Origin of the sequence: Pseudoalteromonas luteoviolacea CPMOR-1, from assembly GCF_001625685.1 — a bacterium.
Classification (GTDB): domain Bacteria; phylum Pseudomonadota; class Gammaproteobacteria; order Enterobacterales; family Alteromonadaceae; genus Pseudoalteromonas; species Pseudoalteromonas luteoviolacea_K.
In genome coordinates this window covers 268,547-285,572 of sequence record NZ_AUYC01000014.1, presented here as the reverse complement: position 1 = coordinate 285,572, position 17,026 = coordinate 268,547, and the positions used below count along the sequence as shown (strand labels likewise).

Genomic DNA, 17,026 nt, shown 5'->3' with positions numbered 1-17,026 from the left:
TCTAGGTTACCTTCATCAAATGCCGCAAATTGTAATTACCTGACTAAGATAGTCAAGTATTAACGACATCTATTGCTTATAAAATAAGTTACTACTTACTCAGTGTCTTTTCTAAAATACCTGACTAATTTAATCAGGTATTATTGGTATTGTAATTACCCGAGTAATTTAGTCAAGTATTACTGTGATGAAAGTATCTAATCTTGCTACACAGCTTTATTTTGTCGATTTATTCACCGAACTTAGAATGCCACGAAGGATATTCAATTCTTGATCTTCAGGTCTTGCACGGTTGAATAGGCGTTTTAGTTTGGTCATTACCATGCCGGGGTGCTGTTTAACAATGAAGCCTGTATCATTTAATGTTGACTCAAGGTGCTCGTAAAACAATGCCATTTGCTCTGATGTTGGATACTTTGTATCGTCTTCTTCAGGCTTAGCATCTTGCGTATCTAGGAAGGTCATACGCGTTTCATATGTCAGTGTTTGCACAGCCATTGCTAAATTCAATGAGCTATAATCTGGATTCGCTGGAATACAAACGTGATAATTACATAACTGTAATTCTTCATTGGTTAAGCCGCTGTTTTCTCGACCAAACACAAGTGCAACAGGACCATCATTCGACTCTGTTACTAATTTTTGCGCACACTCTCTTGGATCAACCATCGGCCAAGATAAGGTGCGAGAACGCGCACTGGTGCCAATCACTAAGCTACAATCTGCAATAGCATCTTCAAGCTTATCTACCGTGACAGCATCGCCAAGCACATCTGTCGCACCAGCAGCCAGTGCACTCGCGTGGCTATCCACCTCGCAAGCAGGGTCTACTAAATACAGTTTTGAAAAGCCCATGGTTTTCATTGCGCGCGCAACTGAGCCAATATTTCCCGAGTGTGAAGTGTTCACAAGTACGATTCTAATATCTTGTAATGCCATGCTATTTATCTCAGACAAAAATAATGGCGTAGTTTACCATAGGATGACAGGATCAAACCACAAAACCATTTGAACAAAAAAACACCAATCTTTTTACTGCAAAGTTATTTACTTTATCGAGAAAATCGCTAGAATACGCCGGCTCAAAAAATTTAGTTCTTTTACAATTCAAAGGTAATGCTATGCATCCAATGTTAAACATTGCGGTACGCGCTGCGCGTAACGCGGGTAAAGTGATCTTACGTGCAACTGAAGATCTGTCTCAAGTCGAAGCGACTCAAAAAGGTACTAACGACTTCGTGACCAGTGTTGATACAGAAGCTGAACGTGTGATCCGTGACACTATTTTAAAATCTTACCCTGATCACGCAATCGTTGGAGAAGAACTTGGCCATACAGATGGCAAAGATAATGATTACCTTTGGGTTATCGACCCACTTGATGGCACAACTAACTTCATCAAGGGGATCCCTCATTTCGCAATTTCAATTGCACTTAAAGTTAAAGGCCGCGTAGAGCAGGCTGTTATCTATGATCCTGTACGCAGCGAGCTATTCACAGCGTCTCGTGGTCAAGGTGCACAACTAAATAACAAACGTATTCGTGTTACTAAAAGCAACGAATTAGCTGGTAGCGTGTTAGCAACAGGCTTCCCATTCAAACAAAAACATCACTTAGATGCATACACTGAAGCATTTAAAGCGCTATTCATTCACACAGCAGATATCCGTCGTGCAGGTTCTGCTGCACTAGATATGGCATATGTTGCAGCTGGTCGTATTGACGGCTTCTATGAAATTGGTCTTAAGCCATGGGATACAGCGGCAGGTGAGCTATTAGTAAAAGAAGCTGGCGGCATGTTAATGGACTTTGCAGGTGGTGCAAACTACAACAACAGCGGTAACATCATCTGTGGCGCACCAAAGTTGTGTCAAGCAATTGTTAAAGAGATCCGCCCTGTACTTACAGAGTCTCTGCTTAAGTAAGCAAACGCATTCTTTGAATACAAAAAACCCAGGCACAGCCTGGGTTTTTTTATTTACAAATCATACGTGTTATTTAATTTCTACACGCTGTGAGCGCATCACAACTTCATCATTCAGCTCAATACCAATACCTGGTTCTTCCGAGACTTTAAACACGCCTTTTTCTGGCTGTGGATCTTGAAGACAAAGCTCTCTATTCCACTTTTTAATCGCATAAGTATGATGTTCATGAATTAAGAAGTTAGGAATGGCCGTTTCTAAATGCAATGAAGCTGCAGTTGCAACTGGGCCACCACATACGTGCGCTTGAATACGGATATCAAAAATATCGGCGTAGTCACAAACTTTTTTCGTTTCAGTAAAGCCACCACACAGACCAATATCAGGTTGTAATACATCAATACTTTGATCTTCAAAGTAAGGTCTCACATCCCAACGATTATACAAGCGCTCACCACCGGCAATCGGCACAGCCGTTTTGTTGGCAACCTTCGCATGCAATGAGTGGTTTAAGTAGTTCACCGGCTCTTCGTAGTACATGCAGTCAAACTCTTCTGCAATTTCTGCAATTTGAATTGCAGATGTTGCCCCCGGCAAGCTGTGACACTCAAAAATAATGTCCACTTCATCGCCAACCGCCTCACGAATAGCTTTCATACGTGAACGATACAGTTTCATTTCACCACGAGAAATAAGCTTAGTGCGATCATAATATGTATTACCATCCTTATCATACATGATAGGGTCAACTTTCACCGCGTCATAGCCTTCAGCCAATGCTTTATGCGCGGCTTCAGCATATTCATGTGGCTGTACAAGTGCTTTGAATTCATCATCCCAGTCAAACTGTAACTGTGATGCGTAAGTGCGCAGCTCTGGGTTTACTTTACCACCTAGCAATTGATAAACCGGTAACTTTAACGCCTTACCTTTAATATCCCAAAGCGCTGTGTCAATCGCACTCATCGCCGCATATACCACAGGTCCGCCACCCAGTCCCCAAAAACTTTCTCTCAACATACGAGACCATAAAAGCTCAGTTTGGAATGGGTCATGGCCAATCAAGAATGCTTCTGCCATCTCTTTAATCATACTAGCAGCTGCACTGTGACCTAGGTCGTAAGCAAGTCCAGCTTCACCCACTCCTGAAATCCCTTCATCGGTGTGAATTCTCACAAAAACAGGTGTCCAAGCCGGTCTGTCTGGACAATGTATATCAAATACTTCGACGCGATTTACTTTCATTATGACTCCTATTGGGCAAAGCCTGGATCTAAGCGATATGCTTTTCTCAGCATTGCTGGCCAAGCGACTTGACCACCGGTACTGCCGCTATGCACGACTTTAGCTTGTTTGTATATATTATCTTGAATTGGCTGTGGGACTTGTATCGCTGGCCGACCAGTCGACATAATTGCGACTTGAATTTCACATGCGCGTTGTAAATCAAAAAAGCGCATAAAGGCATCACCAACTGTTGGCCCCACTGTTAAACCACCATGATTGACTAGGAGCATGTGATTATTATCACCCAAGTCAGACTGTAAGCGAGCTCTTTCATCATCATTCACAGCAAGCCCCTCATACCCGTGGTAAGATAATGATGGCAATGAAAACATGCTGTGCTGGCTCAGAGGTTCCAATCCTCCTTCCAGACTCGCCACAGCAATCGTCTCTTTGGTATGCAAATGAATCACACAATGTGCATCTTCTCGGACTTCATGAATTGCACTGTGAATTGTGAAGCCTGCGGGATTTATCTCAAATGGGGTATCATCAAGAATATTGCCTTGCAAGTCTACCTTAACAAGATTAGATGCAGTGACCTCATCAAAACTCAATCCGAATGCATTCACCAAATACTGATCTGTCCCAGGTAATCTGGCTGACATATGAGTATAAATTAAATCACCCCAACGAAAATGCTCGACCAAGCGATAGCAAGCTGCGAGGTCAACGCGCAATTTCCACTCTTCATCACTTACTTTTCCTTTCAAGTTTAGTTCTGGTAGTTCGAACATCATGGCTCCTTACACTCATCATAGTGATTTTAGATGTATAGAAGTCTAAATCACAAAAAAAAATAGTTCAATACACAGAAGGGATACTGCGTAAATTAATTCGGTACTAAAAAGCCACCCATAGGTGGCTTTCATATTAATTCTAAATTTGAATTACTTATTTGATTGTTGATAGATACTCAGCAATAGCTTCAAGTTCAGCATCAGAGACACTTGCCACCATGGCCTTCATTGCAGCAGACATCCCATTACTGCGTTTACCAGATTTAATGTCTTTCATCTGCGCTAACGTGTATTCTTTGCTTTGCCCATTGACCTTCGGATACAGTGGCATAATAGGCGCCTTTCCTTCCGCTCCATGGCAAGTTTGACACATCTTAGCGGTGTACAAAGCCTTACCATCTGCCGCGGCCACACTACCCGATGCCAACACGGTTGCTGTCGTTATCGATGCGAACACAAATTGCTTTATCTTCATCATATCATTTCTCTTTTTTGACGGTTATTTGAACAGTGTAGTCGACCCAAAGCCGCTCTACACAATTACTTATTCGGATTTAAAAAATGAACCGAGTCAATAAAGAAAAATGAGATAAGTAAACTACCAGACTAAGTCATCAGGGACTTCGAAATCCGCATACGGATCATCATCGTCCTTTTTATCATTAGCGTCTTCTACATGGAAAACAATATACTTTTCATCGACTTCGGCAATTTTTCTTGCAGGCTCATCTTCCAGTACATAAAACTGACTTTCCAATACACAAATGGCCAAGCGGCCTTTAGATAAAGCTTGCTGTGTCGACTCATTAACATCCAATTCCTTCACTTTATTTTCGTATGTGAAATTGAATGTACGGTCACCTCTAATTTCTTCTTGATTATGATGCTCAAGAATTTGTTTAACACGAGCAACTTGCTCACGTTCTTTTAACTCATCTTGCTTTGCTTTATTCAGCGCTTCTGCTTTTTGCTGCTGTGCAATTTTGGTCTGCTCAATATGTTTTTGCAGATCCGTTTGGTCGCTTGTTGCGCCTTTTTTCTTTTTCTTCTTTTGCTGTTTGCGCTTTTCCGTTTTAGCAACTTTCATTTTGTGCTCAGTTGTCAAACCGGCTTTTAACAGCTGATCCTGTAGAGAACCCATCATGTCACTCCATCAATCTAAACTTGCCGCCATTTTAATACCAAACTGGGCAAATCTCTAAATAATTTCTCTCAAGACGAAGCAAAACAACATGAATACATACACAAAATAAGGCGCTACTTTTATCCTATGCGCACTAATCTACCAAGTTAAGAAAAGAAAATTATGATATACAACAAGTTTTTACTTCTTTTTAGAGCAAAAACGTCGTCAAAGAGAGATAATAATATTGCGCCTAGACTTAGAAGTTAGAACATGTCCATATTTCATTTGTTATTGTGTTCCATTGTTATATTTTTTGTACTTTACGCCCCTCAGCCATTACTCGCCATGTTTGCGGAGCATTTCTCTGTCGCACCAGCTAAAGCGGGCTTATTAATGACAGTGACCATGTTGCCACTTGCCATTGCGCCCATATTTTACGGCTTAGTTTTAACACGAATATGTAAGTTGGCCGCTCTGAAATATACCATGCTTGCCCTAGCAGCCTGTTGTCTCGTTATTAGCCAGGTTCAACAATTTCAGTTGTTCTTAATAATGCGCTTTATTGAGGGCTTACTGCTACCGGCCGCACTCACATCCATGACCGGATATATTGGCCAAATTTGGCAAGGAGAAAACCTGCGAACAAAAATGACTTGGTATGTTGGTAGTACCATTGTAGGAGGGTATTTGGGACGGGCGTTGGCTGCAAACTTCAGCACTTGGTGGGGGTTTGAGAGCTTTTATCTCTTTAATGCATTATTACTCATCATACTTGCGTTGAAAATCACTCCCTCACGTAACAATATCGATTCTCACAATGAAGTAAATTCGCCCCACGCATATTTAAAACCATTAAAGTCAATCTCGCTATTGCGATTATATGGCGCGGTATTTTGTATGTTTTTTTGTTTTTCTGCCTTACTGAATTACCTGCCCTTTATATTAAGCAATGAGTATCAAATTCAAGATCCTGCGCTTATCGCATGGATATACAGTGGCTATTTAGTCGGTGCGGTTATCTCCATGGCCACCCCTTTTCTATCTCGTCTTTGTCGTGATAATTGGCTCATTGTCAGTATTTTATTTATCGTATATTCATTAACATTGCTCATGATGCAATGGCACAACTTGGCCTTATTTGTTGCCATGTTTACACTATTTTGTGCATGCATGTTTATGATACACGCCAACGCCGCCCCGTTAGCAAATGAGATAAGTACGGCTCAAAGTAGTGTGACAAATGGTGCGTACGTCTCTTTTTACTACAGTGGAGGCGCACTGGGTACATTTGTGCCCGGTTTGATTTATCAAACCTATGGTATGCACTTTTTCTTATTGAGTTTATTACTTGTGTGTTCTATTGGCGGGTATTTGGCCATACTCAATCAACGTTCAGGTAAAGTAACCCAGATAGGTGTGTGACCGCTATGTGCCCAGAAAACTTTTAAGTCCTCGAGCTGTAGGACCCACGTTTTATCATTCTCAAAAGGATGGCATTGCCATTGCTTCTTATCCATCAACTCACTGTCTAACCAAAGTTGAACTTGATTACTATCATCATTAAAAGTTGCCAGCGCTGATACACAACCAGGTTTTACTTTTAGATATTTTTCCAACCGCTCACTGGAACAAAACCCCAACCGAGATATACCTTGTTGCTTCGAGAGCGCTTTTAAATCAAGCTGCTTTTCGGCTAACGTAACAATAAGAAAGTGCTGCTTCCCATAATTATCTCTTAAAAATAAGTTTTTAAGACCTGTCCCCGCTCGTTTTAACCCTATCTCTTTCGCAACAGAGCAATTTACTAAAGGCGCATGTTCATAGCTTAAGTAATTGATATGTAAATTAGCTAAATGGTCTGCCAAAGTTTGGACGTTAGATAGGATCACAAGCAATATCCTCGTAACTGCACACTCCTCTGACGCCAATAAACATTCTTAATACTATAACCGGCGCGACAATATCCATCTTTTTTTAATGCCTGTTGTAGCAAGCTCACAGCTTGGTCTTCAAGCGCAAGCTTTAACTCTGGAGATTCTTCCACACGCTTAAACTCGGAAAACTTTTCTAGCTGCTTTTTTGATATTGGTTTGTTCTTGGCAAGTTCCATTTGCGGTGTAGGTTTGACCGTCACAATAAACGCAAACTCTGATTTTCCTTGTGCATTCTGACGTTTGTGTAATGTTTGTTGTTCAACTTCATAGTCTGGTTTAGACGTAGTGCTACAGGCGACTAAAGCGGTTGACAGGAGCAATAAAAATAAACGACTCATAATTTTCCTATCCATAAATTTGCCTCAGTGTATCAAAGCTGGTCGTATTTTTGAGTTTTTTAAGAAAAAAACTTGACGCGAGGCGGAAAAGTCTTTAAATTTCGCCTCGTCCAAAAGACATGTTGGGGCTATAGCTCAGCTGGGAGAGCGCCTGCCTTGCACGCAGGAGGTCAGCAGTTCGATCCTGCTTAGCTCCACCAATTTTTCTTTTGACATTCCCAATGAAAGTGGGGCTATAGCTCAGCTGGGAGAGCGCCTGCCTTGCACGCAGGAGGTCAGCAGTTCGATCCTGCTTAGCTCCACCACTTCTCTACGTTCTGATATTACCAGAACCATTTACCAAATACTTTTCAGTAGTCAAAGATTCAAGCCCCATCGGTCCATACGCGTGTAATTTTGTTGTTGCAATGCCAATTTCTGCGCCTAACCCTAACTGACCACCGTCGCTGAAGCGAGAAGACGCATTCACCATCACAACAGATGCATCAACTTGTGTTTGAAATTGCAGTGCCGCTTGCTGTGAATCAGTGCAAATCACTTCAGTGTGGTGACTGCCAAATTGATCAATATGCGCCAACGCACCCGCTAAATCTTCAACGATACGAATGGCAATTTCTAGGCCTAAATATTCTTGACCAAACTCATCATCATCTAATACATTGGCACAACTAAAATAAGCTGCTGAAGACTGGCAAGCATGCACCTGAACTCCTGCTTGGCTTAGTACCTCACGTACTTTTGGTAAAAACGCCTGCGCAACAGATTGATGAACCAATAGCCCTTCTAATGCATTACACACGCCAGTTCTTTGAGTCTTACCATTGAGTAAAAGCGCCACAGCCATATCAAGATCAGCATCTTTATCAACATATAAATGACACACGCCTTTAAAGTGTTGAATCACAGGAATAGAACTATGTTCCGTTACAAACTCAATCAGTCCTTCACCACCGCGTGGTATCACCAAATCAACATACTCTTTTTGCTGCATCAATTCTAGCAACAGGGCTCTATCCGGATCTGGTACAACCGTGATCAGCTCTTTAGGTAAATGGTATTCATCAAGCACCTTATGCATTACTTGCGCAATCGCGAGAGAGCTATTTAACGCTTCTTTACCGCCCCGTAAAATCACGCCATTACCCGACTTAAAACACAGAGCACCCGCATCAGCGGTCACATTTGGTCTTGCTTCATAAATCATACAAATAACACCAAGTGGTACGCGTATTTTCTGTACTTCTATGCCGCTAGGTTGTTTACCTAGCGCTCTTCTTTCTCCCACAGGATCAGGTAAAGCTGCAACCTCCTCCAATCCTGAGGCCATGTCCTCAATGCGACTCTGTGTTAACGTTAGGCGGTCTATCATCGCTTCGGACAAGTTATTGTCGTTGGCCGCTTGCAAGTCTAATTCATTGGCTTGTTGAATTTGATTCTTACTCGCTCTAATGGCGGCAGCCATTGCTTTCAATATGGTATTTTTCTGTTCAGTATCCAAAATCGCGAGCTTTTTCGCAGCACTCGCAGCATTTTTTGCTAAATTTGTGATTAACGTCATTCTATCTCCCCTCATTCCTGACACTTGAGTGCAAATGTTTTAACCCCATCACACTCGTAGTGATAATACGCACGTTCAAAGCTTTGGGTAAAGTGAATATTGCTTAAATAACGGCCTCCCCTGTGTTTTGGCTACTATCAAACCCATCGCAAAAAAGTGAAAAAAACAACTAACTTTTAACAGCTTATTCTCTTTTTTGACTTATTTACTATGATATAACGAGGCTAACACTATACTAATATTCAATGAGCTAACTAAGCTGGAGAGTTTATGTCGGCTATCTATATTGCCGCGATTGCCATATTTTCTGTATTTGCCCAATGGCTAGCATGGGTTGCTAAAGTACCTGCAATCTTATTTTTATTATTGACAGGTTTATTACTGGGGCCGGTTTCGGGCGTATTAGACCCTGATCAGTTACTGGGAGACTTGCTCTTTCCCGTCGTCTCTTTATCTGTGGCAATCATCCTATTTGAGGGCTCTTTGACCCTGCATTTTCGTGAGCTAAAAGGGATTGGAAAGGTCGTTAGAAACCTCTGCTCAATCGGCATGCTCACCACATTTATCATCATTACAGCTTGCGCTATCTATGTATTGGAACTGGATTGGCCGGTAGCAGCTGTACTCGGTGCCGTATTAGTTGTCACAGGGCCAACTGTGATTGCCCCAATGCTGAATGCTATGCGCCCAACGAAAGATATCGACAGAATTTTACGCTGGGAAGGTATCGTCATCGACCCTATTGGTGCTCTATTCGCAGTTTTGGTATTTGAAGCCGTTAGTTTAGTCGATAAAGATGGCGTGTTTAGCCATACCCTAATGGCTTTGCTGTCCACTCTCGGTGTAGGCCTGAGTGTTGGTGTTATCGCTGGCTGGTTTACCAGTTTTATTATTCGAAAAGAGTGGCTACCTTTTGAATTACACAAGTTTGGCATATTAGCCTTGGTCCTGATGAGCTTTACACTCTCAAATCATTTAAGTCATGAATCCGGCCTGCTTGCAGTTACTATTTTTGGCATATGGCTTGCCAACCAGGATGATTTAGAAATTGATGCAGTGCTTGAGTTTAAAGAAGACTTATCAATGATATTGATCTCTAGCTTGTTTATTTTACTTGCAGCACGCTTAAAACTTGAAGAGTTGATGATGCTCGACAGCGGCATTTTTTGGTTTTTAGCCGTGGTACTGTTTGTTGCAAGACCATTGAGTATTGCGGTATCGACATTCAATAGTGATATTCCATTTAAATCTAGACTCATGTTGGCCTGGATTGCGCCTCGCGGCATCGTGGCTGCAGCAGTAGGCTCTGTCTTCGCACTCAGTATGGCACAATCAGGACATCCAGATGCAGCACAGATCGTACCTTTAATTTTTACCGTCATTATAGTCACCGTCATTCTGCAAAGTCTCACAGCAACACCACTTGCGCGATTACTTGGCGTGAGACAACCCAGCCCAAATACGTTACTCATTATTGGAGCCAACCATGTAGCCAGAGCGATCGCATGTGGTTTAAAGGAACAAAATATTGACGTCTATTTATCAGATCCTGCGTGGGAAAACTGCAAAATGGCGAGAATGGATGGCCTACCCTGCTATTACGGAAACCCGCAATCAGAGCATGCTGAGCGCTACTTGCCCCTGACCAGTCTGCACTCTGTATTGGCGTTATCACCCAACAGACACCATAACGCATTGGGTGTGCAATACTTCTCTCATCTACTTGATGAGCAGAGTGTTTACTCATTAAAATCTTCAACTAACCATGCCAAAGCCAATAAGGACAGTGCGACCTTTTTATCTCGTCAAATATTATTTGGAGATACTGGCAACTATGCCAAACTCAGCAGTTTAATGGCAAAAGGAGGCAAAGTCAGTGCAACTAGATTATCAGAGGAGTTTAGTTGGGAACAATATTTAGAGGTGAATAAAGAGGCTATCCCCCTATTTATTATTTCTGAGCAGAAAAAAGAGGACGATCCACTTTCTATCAGGCCTTTTACATCAGAAGATAAAAAGCTGCCTGAACAGGGTGACAGAATTTTGGCTCTCCAACCACCAAAAATGTCCATCTTAAAGGATACAACGAACAGAGAAACATCTATTGGAGAAAAGCTCAATAGCTAAACACGTTATCTAATTCAACATTCTTGCCCGTTTGATGACACTCTCGGGCATTTTTTGGGCTAGCTTGGCCAACGATATTTCTATTTGTTTGTGTATTTCTTTATCGGCAACAACCGCATGAAATAACCAACGATATGCATCTTCGTAGTCCCTAGGACTACCAAACCCTTGATTAAATAAGCCGACTAAACGCAGCTGAGCATTTAAATTACCTAATGCTGCGGCTTCTCGTAAATACACAATAGCCATAGACTTATCTGCTTGCACAAGCTGACCGACATCATAATATCTGCCCAATTGCTCAAGCGCTGCGGCTAAACCTTGCTGTGCAGCTTGACGCATATAATACAAACCTAACTCAACATCACGCTCAACACATACAGCATACGCTAACATATCACCATACAAGAATTGATAGGAAGGTAAGCCCATTATCTCCGCGCGCGCTTCAATATCTTGGACTAACTGGCAATCGTCGTCTTTTACTCGCTGTAAATGTTTATTATTGTTGATTAAAGTAATCAACTCGTCTTGCGTGTATAAAGGCACCGCTTCAATTTGCTCGTTTGCAACAAGTTGACCAGTAAAAGAGCAGCCTAATAGCAATAAAGATAGTCGAAGAGTTTTAGTCATAATACTTGGCAATTATTTGGAATCTCATAATACGAATACAAAAAGCATACCAAATTCTCGATCTGAGCATACGCCTGGCACAAAAAAAGCTGCCGAAGCAGCTTTTTCTTAACTTTGATTATTCGCCGAATGGGTTGCGAACAATCATCGTTTCTACGCGGTCAGGACCTGTTGAAATGATATCAATTGGTACACCGGTAATTTCTTCTAAGCGTTTAATGTAGTTGATCGCAGCTTCTGGAAGTTGTTCAACAGATGTTGCACCGAACGTATTTTCGCTCCAGCCTGGCATTTCTTCATATACAGGTGTCACTTTCTCGTAACCTTCAGCAGCCAATGGCGTCACGTTAGTCACTGTGCCATCTTCAAGCTGGTAGCCCGTACAAATCTTAATTGTCTCAACGCCATCAAGTACATCTAGCTTTGTTAAGCAGAAGCCTGTGATGCTGTTGATTTGGACTGCACGACGCATAGCAACTGCATCAAACCAACCAGTACGACGCAAACGACCTGTCGTTGCACCAAACTCGTGACCTTTTTCACCTAAGTGCTTACCAACTGGATCTTGCTTATCTACACCGTCGTAAAGCTCTGTAGGGAAAGGACCTGAACCAACACGTGTTGTGTAGGCTTTTACAATACCTAGTACATAGTCTAGGTTCAGAGGACCAAAACCAGCACCTGTTGCTACACCACCTGCCGTCGTGTTCGAAGATGTAACATACGGGTAAGTACCGTGGTCGATATCAAGCAATGTACCTTGTGCGCCTTCGAATAAGATGTTGTCACCTTTTTCGCGAGTCTGGTCAAGTAGCTCAGTAACATCAACAACCATAGCCTTAAGGATCTCTGCAATTTCCATTGCATCATCATATGTCTTCTGGAAATCAACAGGCTCAACTTTGTAATAGTGCTCTAATGAGAAGTTGTGGTATTCAATAACTTCTTTAAGCTTTGCAGCGAATTGCTCTGGGTTGAATAGATCGCCAACACGAAGACCGCGACGTGCAACTTTATCTTCATAAGCTGGACCGATACCACGACCAGTTGTACCGATAGCTTTGTTGCCACGTGCTAGTTCACGCGCTTGGTCTAGCGCAACATGGTAAGGAAGAATTAGAGGGCATGCTTCACTGATAAGCAGGCGTTCACGCACAGGTACGCCACGCTCTTCAAGCATTTTCACTTCTCGCATTAACGCATCTGGTGCCAATACCACGCCGTTACCAATCACACATTTTACGTTATCACGTAAAATACCTGATGGAATTAGGTGTAATACAGTTTTCTCACCATTAATTACCAAAGTATGGCCTGCGTTGTGTCCACCTTGATAGCGTACAACTAAAGAAGCCTTATCCGTAAGTAAGTCTACAACCTTACCTTTACCTTCGTCACCCCATTGGGTGCCTAATACAACGACGTTTTTACCCATTGCAATATCACTTAGAAAAAATTAGGCGCAGATTTTACCAGAAAAGGGAGGTGAAAATCACCCTGTTTCGAATGATTTTTCTTCAGTCATTTTGATATTAGATAAAACCATTTGAAATAAATACAAAAAAGCCCGTCATAATGCGGGCTTTTTATTTCATTTAAATGACATGATAAGCGAAAAGGTTACTTACTGTCTTTTTGCTTCATGTAGTCAAAGAACTCACTGTCCGGAGAAAGTACCATCACGTCACTTTTGCTTGTGAAAGTTTTCTTATATGCTTCTAAAGAGCGAATAAAACCGAAAAACTCAGGGTCCTGGTTGTAAGCTTGCGCATATATATTTGCTGCTTCAGCGTCACCCTCACCTCGTACAGTACGTGCATTACGCTCAGCATCTGCAAGCATAACCGTTACACGGCGGTCAACTTCAGCACGGATTGTCTCAGCCTTCTCTTGACCTTCAGAGCGATGCTCTTTAGCCACTGCGGTACGCTCAGCACGCATACGTTGGAAAATAGAGTTACTTACTTCGTTGGGTAAGTTAATCTGCTTCACACGTACATCCAGTACTTCAATACCTAGCTCTTGTGCACTCTCAGACGCCTGAACAAGCGCTTCTGCCATCAATTCACTACGCTCACCCGATACAATCTCTTTGATTGTGCGAGAACCAAAGTTTGTTCTTAGACCGTTGTTCACTTTCTGCTTAAGTAGTGTTTCTGCATATTGCTTATCACCACGCGCACGCAAGTAATAGTTAGAGAAGTCACTTACGCGCCACTTTACATAAGAGTCAACGATAAGATCTTTTTTCTCGCTAGTTACAAAGCGGTCCGGCGCGCCATCGAGCGTTTGAATACGCGCATCTAAGTGACGAACCTGACTAAAGAAAGGCACTTTAAGGTGTAAACCTGGTTCGTACACGACCGCGTTATCTGAGCTGTCTTTTTGAACCTTACTAAATAACAATACAATCGCTCTTTGACCTTCAGTCACTACAAAGACTGAAGAGAACCCTAACAGGGCGAGAAGTATCAAAAAGATAAAACCAAAATTTCTCATCAATTATCTCCCGCTGTTAAAACGATCTTGTGAAAATCTGTCACTGCTACTATTCACACTGCTATTTTGAGACTGACCCAGTGTTTGACGTAACTGGTTAATGTCATTTCGACTCGGCAGAGTAACAGGTGAAGACGATTGAGATTGCTGCATGATCTTATCAAGTGGCAAGTACATCATGTTATTACCACCTTTCACATCAACAATAACCTTAGAACTACGGCCTAAGATTTCTTCCATCGTCTCAATGTATAAACGCTCACGAGTTACTTGCTTTGCTGCTGCATATTCAGGTAATAGCTTTTCAAAACGAGCCACCTCACCTTGCGCTTCCAGTATAATGCGTTCTTTATAACCTTCAGCCTCTTGAGTCATACGTGTCACTCGACCACGTGCTCTTGGCTCAATCTCTCTGGCATAAGCTTCTGCTTCACGAATAAAACGTTGCTCATCTTCTTGTGCTGCAATCGCATCATCAAACGCATCCTTAACTTCTGCTGGAGGGCGAGAATCTTTAAAGTTAACGTCTGTGACGATTAAGCCAAGGTTATACGGTTCAATAATTTCATTAAGTTCATCCCACGTACGTTGACGCACTAGCTCACGGCCAGTTGTCAAAACTTGGTCCATGCGCGAGTGACCGACAACATAACGTAGTGCACTATCTAATGCTTGCTGCAGACTGTGATCAGCATCAGTCACACTGAAACGATATAAAGTCGGGTCAACGACACGGTACTGAACTTCAAATTCGACGCTCACCACGTTTTCATCTTCAGTAAGCATGAAGCCTGATGCCGATAATGAACGAACAGCTTCAATATCAATTGGGATTACACGCTCAATGAAAGTCATTTTCCAGCGTAAACCAGGCTCCGCAATACGGTCGAACTGTCCGAACTGAAGTACAATACCTCGTTCAGCTTCTTTAACCGTGTAAATACCACTGAGTGCCCACACAATCAAAGCAATGATGAAGATAAAGGTGATCCCTGCACCACCAAGCCCGTTTTTATTATTTCCTGGCTTGCCGCCAAATATCCCACCGAACTTGTTGTTAAACTTGCGGAATACTTCGTCCAGATCTGGTGGCCCTTGATCTCGTCCACCGCGATTTTTCCACGGGTCGTTATCATTGCCATTATTACCCGGTTCGTTCCAGGCCATAGCTATACTCCATTGTTATAAAATGAATTAAATTAAATCTAACAAAATTTACCGAATTCTTATAGCGAATTAGGTCGAATTAGTATTTTTTTCAATCTTGAGCAACAAACCGTTCTATTTCCGGCCCTTGTTCTTTTTTCAGGCGTTCCCAATCTGCTTGTGGTAATCGTACATCAAGCAGCCAATTACCTTGCTCATCATAGCTTTCATCACACACCGCGTTCAGATTGAACAATGCGCCGCGCAACTTGCCAAAAGCAGGTGGCACAACCAGCTGATTACAAAACATTTTCTTAGCAAGTAACTCAGAAATTGCCTGAGATAGCAGCTCTGTGCCTGTATTTGCCTGAGCGGAAAGCCATACTCTAATTGGTACGCCGTTTTCATCTCGATCGATCTTTGGCTGAATCTCTTCAACTAAATCTATCTTGTTATAGACCAATAGTTGGGGGATCTCGTCAGCTTCAATTTCTTCTAAAACCGATTGTACCTGTTCTATGTTTTCTTTTCTTCTCTGATCTGCCACATCAACAACATGAAGCTGTAAATCGGCTTCACGTGTTTCTGTCAATGTTGCTTTAAACGCCGCAACTAGGTCATGAGGTAAATGCCTTATAAAACCAACAGTATCAGCTAAAATAACAGGGCCAACATCTGCTATTTCGAGTTTTCGTAACGTTGGATCCAGCGTTGCGAATAGCTGATCTGCCGCATAGACGTCAGAATTCGTAATTCGGTTGAACAGCGTGGACTTACCCGCATTGGTATAGCCAACTAGCGACACTGTTGGTATTTCGTTACGGCTTCTCGCTCTGCGCCCTTGCTCTCGAACAACAGCAACTTTATCAAGCCGTTTTCGAATACTCTTAATTCTCTCTCTAAGTAATCGACGGTCTGTTTCTAGCTGTGTTTCACCAGGACCACGTAAACCAATACCACCTTTTTGCCTTTCTAAGTGTGTCCATCCTCTGATCAAGCGCGTTGAAATATGTCTAAGCTGAGCTAACTCAACTTGCAACTTACCTTCATGCGTCCTCGCGCGCTGCGCGAAGATATCTAAAATCAGCGTCGTTCTATCTAGCACACGACATCGACAAATGTGCTCTAAATTTCGTTCTTGAGAAGGACTTAGTTGGTGATTAAATATAATGACGTCTGCTTTATAAGTTCTGACAATCTCGGCAATTTCTTCTGCTTTACCGGTACCAACAAATAGTTTGGGGTGAGGTGCTTGACGGCTGCCTTGCACAACCGCCACGCTACTAACACCAGCAGAAGATACTAGCATTTCCAATTCTTGCAGATCTTCACGATCTCCTTCATTAGGAAACTCTATGTGCACTAAGACTGCCTGTTCGCCGGCTTCATAACGGTCAAACAAGCAATATGCTCCTAATATCTATTAAAAATTTCCATCTTCATTTTGTTCTGCGCCTTCATTTCCTTGTGTATTTTGGAAATTTACAGCTCTAGCAGGAACAACGGTTGAGATAGCATGTTTGTAAACCATTTGGTTCACAGTATTTTCAAGTAAAATTACAAATTGGTCAAAAGACTGGATTTTGCCTTGTAATTTGATGCCGTTAACTAAAAAAATTGAAACTGGAATGCGCTCACGACGCAAGACATTCAAAAACGGGTCTTGTAACGATTGGCCTTTTGCCATTTTCTTATCCTTCGTTCTAGGTGTTATTA

The 17,026-nt window shown here is 42.2% G+C and carries 17 protein-coding genes and 2 tRNA genes; 5 read left to right on the top strand and 14 right to left on the bottom strand.

Annotated elements, in window-relative coordinates:
• Positions 1-216 precede the first annotated feature (216 nt).
• Entirely contained in the window at positions 217-939 is a 723-nt protein-coding gene (gene trmJ / locus N473_RS04525; RefSeq protein ID WP_063366894.1) for a tRNA (cytosine(32)/uridine(32)-2'-O)-methyltransferase TrmJ, read from the bottom strand.
• A 182-nt stretch (positions 940-1,121) separates the two neighbouring features.
• On the opposite strand from trmJ, the gene suhB reads away from it, so the two are divergent.
• Positions 1,122-1,925, top strand: a complete 804-nt coding sequence (gene suhB, locus N473_RS04520) for an inositol-1-monophosphatase (RefSeq protein WP_039611807.1) — start codon at positions 1,122-1,124, stop codon at positions 1,923-1,925.
• Between the two features lie 69 nt (positions 1,926-1,994).
• Here the strand turns inward: suhB and N473_RS04515 are convergent, their stop codons facing one another.
• The 4 genes from N473_RS04515 to N473_RS04500 form a co-directional block, all read right to left on the bottom strand.
• Positions 1,995-3,170: a mandelate racemase/muconate lactonizing enzyme family protein gene (locus N473_RS04515; RefSeq protein WP_039611808.1), complete on the bottom strand. Its 1,176-nt coding sequence runs from the start codon at positions 3,168-3,170 to the stop codon at positions 1,995-1,997.
• A gap of 8 nt (positions 3,171-3,178) precedes the next feature.
• A complete protein-coding gene (locus tag N473_RS04510; protein ID WP_063366893.1) occupies positions 3,179-3,946 on the bottom strand; it encodes a class II aldolase/adducin family protein in 768 nt (255 codons plus the stop codon).
• Between the two features lie 157 nt (positions 3,947-4,103).
• On the bottom strand, positions 4,104-4,424 hold the full coding sequence (locus N473_RS04505; RefSeq protein ID WP_419555136.1) for a c-type cytochrome: 321 nt from the start codon (positions 4,422-4,424) through the stop codon (positions 4,104-4,106).
• 123 nt (positions 4,425-4,547) lie between these two features.
• Complete coding sequence (locus N473_RS04500; protein ID WP_063366891.1) at positions 4,548-5,090, bottom strand: DUF2058 family protein; 543 nt, start codon at positions 5,088-5,090, stop codon at positions 4,548-4,550.
• Between the two features lie 255 nt (positions 5,091-5,345).
• Between N473_RS04500 and N473_RS04495 the strand changes: the two genes are divergently transcribed.
• A complete protein-coding gene (locus N473_RS04495; protein WP_063366890.1) occupies positions 5,346-6,497 on the top strand; it encodes an MFS transporter in 1,152 nt (383 codons plus the stop codon).
• Here the strand turns inward: N473_RS04495 and N473_RS04490 are convergent.
• Together N473_RS04490 and N473_RS04485 are read right to left on the bottom strand one after the other, a co-directional pair.
• Entirely contained in the window at positions 6,461-6,961 is a 501-nt protein-coding gene (locus N473_RS04490) for a prolyl-tRNA synthetase associated domain-containing protein (protein WP_063366930.1), read from the bottom strand. The genes N473_RS04495 and N473_RS04490 overlap by 37 nt on opposite strands.
• Positions 6,961-7,362 (bottom strand): hypothetical protein, encoded by a 402-nt coding sequence (locus N473_RS04485; protein ID WP_063366889.1) that lies wholly within the window; start codon positions 7,360-7,362, stop codon positions 6,961-6,963. The genes N473_RS04490 and N473_RS04485 overlap by 1 nt, the downstream gene beginning before the upstream one ends.
• Before the next feature lie 109 nt (positions 7,363-7,471).
• Between N473_RS04485 and N473_RS04480 the strand changes: the two genes are divergently transcribed.
• Together N473_RS04480 and N473_RS04475 are read left to right on the top strand one after the other, a co-directional pair.
• Positions 7,472-7,547: transfer RNA gene (locus N473_RS04480), tRNA-Ala, on the top strand.
• Positions 7,548-7,576: 29 nt separating this feature from the next.
• Positions 7,577-7,652, top strand: a tRNA-Ala gene (locus N473_RS04475).
• A 5-nt stretch (positions 7,653-7,657) separates the two neighbouring features.
• Here N473_RS04475 and N473_RS04470 read toward each other — a convergent pair.
• A complete protein-coding gene (locus N473_RS04470; RefSeq protein ID WP_063366888.1) occupies positions 7,658-8,905 on the bottom strand; it encodes a glutamate-5-semialdehyde dehydrogenase in 1,248 nt (415 codons plus the stop codon).
• 270 nt (positions 8,906-9,175) lie between these two features.
• On the opposite strand from N473_RS04470, the gene N473_RS04465 reads away from it, so the two are divergent.
• On the top strand, positions 9,176-11,032 hold the full coding sequence (locus N473_RS04465) for a cation:proton antiporter (RefSeq protein ID WP_063366887.1): 1,857 nt from the start codon (positions 9,176-9,178) through the stop codon (positions 11,030-11,032).
• A gap of 9 nt (positions 11,033-11,041) precedes the next feature.
• On the opposite strand, the gene N473_RS04460 is transcribed toward N473_RS04465, so the two are convergent.
• The 6 genes from N473_RS04460 to hfq all read right to left on the bottom strand — a co-directional run bounded on the left by N473_RS04460 (position 11,042) and on the right by hfq (position 16,997).
• Entirely contained in the window at positions 11,042-11,665 is a 624-nt protein-coding gene (locus tag N473_RS04460) for a tetratricopeptide repeat protein (protein WP_063366886.1), read from the bottom strand.
• A 118-nt stretch (positions 11,666-11,783) separates the two neighbouring features.
• Positions 11,784-13,100, bottom strand: a complete 1,317-nt coding sequence (locus tag N473_RS04455) for an adenylosuccinate synthase (RefSeq protein ID WP_039611817.1) — start codon at positions 13,098-13,100, stop codon at positions 11,784-11,786.
• Positions 13,101-13,285: 185 nt separating this feature from the next.
• Positions 13,286-14,164, bottom strand: a complete 879-nt coding sequence (hflC, locus tag N473_RS04450; RefSeq protein ID WP_063366885.1) for a protease modulator HflC — start codon at positions 14,162-14,164, stop codon at positions 13,286-13,288.
• Positions 14,165-14,167: 3 nt separating this feature from the next.
• The gene (gene hflK / locus N473_RS04445) at positions 14,168-15,331 is read right to left on the bottom strand and encodes an FtsH protease activity modulator HflK (RefSeq protein WP_039611819.1); all 1,164 of its coding nucleotides are present in this window, start codon (positions 15,329-15,331) and stop codon (positions 14,168-14,170) included.
• Between the two features lie 91 nt (positions 15,332-15,422).
• On the bottom strand, positions 15,423-16,712 hold the full coding sequence (hflX, locus tag N473_RS04440; RefSeq protein ID WP_063366884.1) for a ribosome rescue GTPase HflX: 1,290 nt from the start codon (positions 16,710-16,712) through the stop codon (positions 15,423-15,425).
• Positions 16,713-16,733: 21 nt separating this feature from the next.
• Positions 16,734-16,997 carry an RNA chaperone Hfq gene (hfq, locus tag N473_RS04435; RefSeq protein ID WP_039611821.1) on the bottom strand — a complete coding sequence of 88 codons (264 nt, stop codon included), beginning with the start codon at positions 16,995-16,997 and terminating at the stop codon, positions 16,734-16,736.
• Positions 16,998-17,026: the final 29 nt, after the last annotated feature.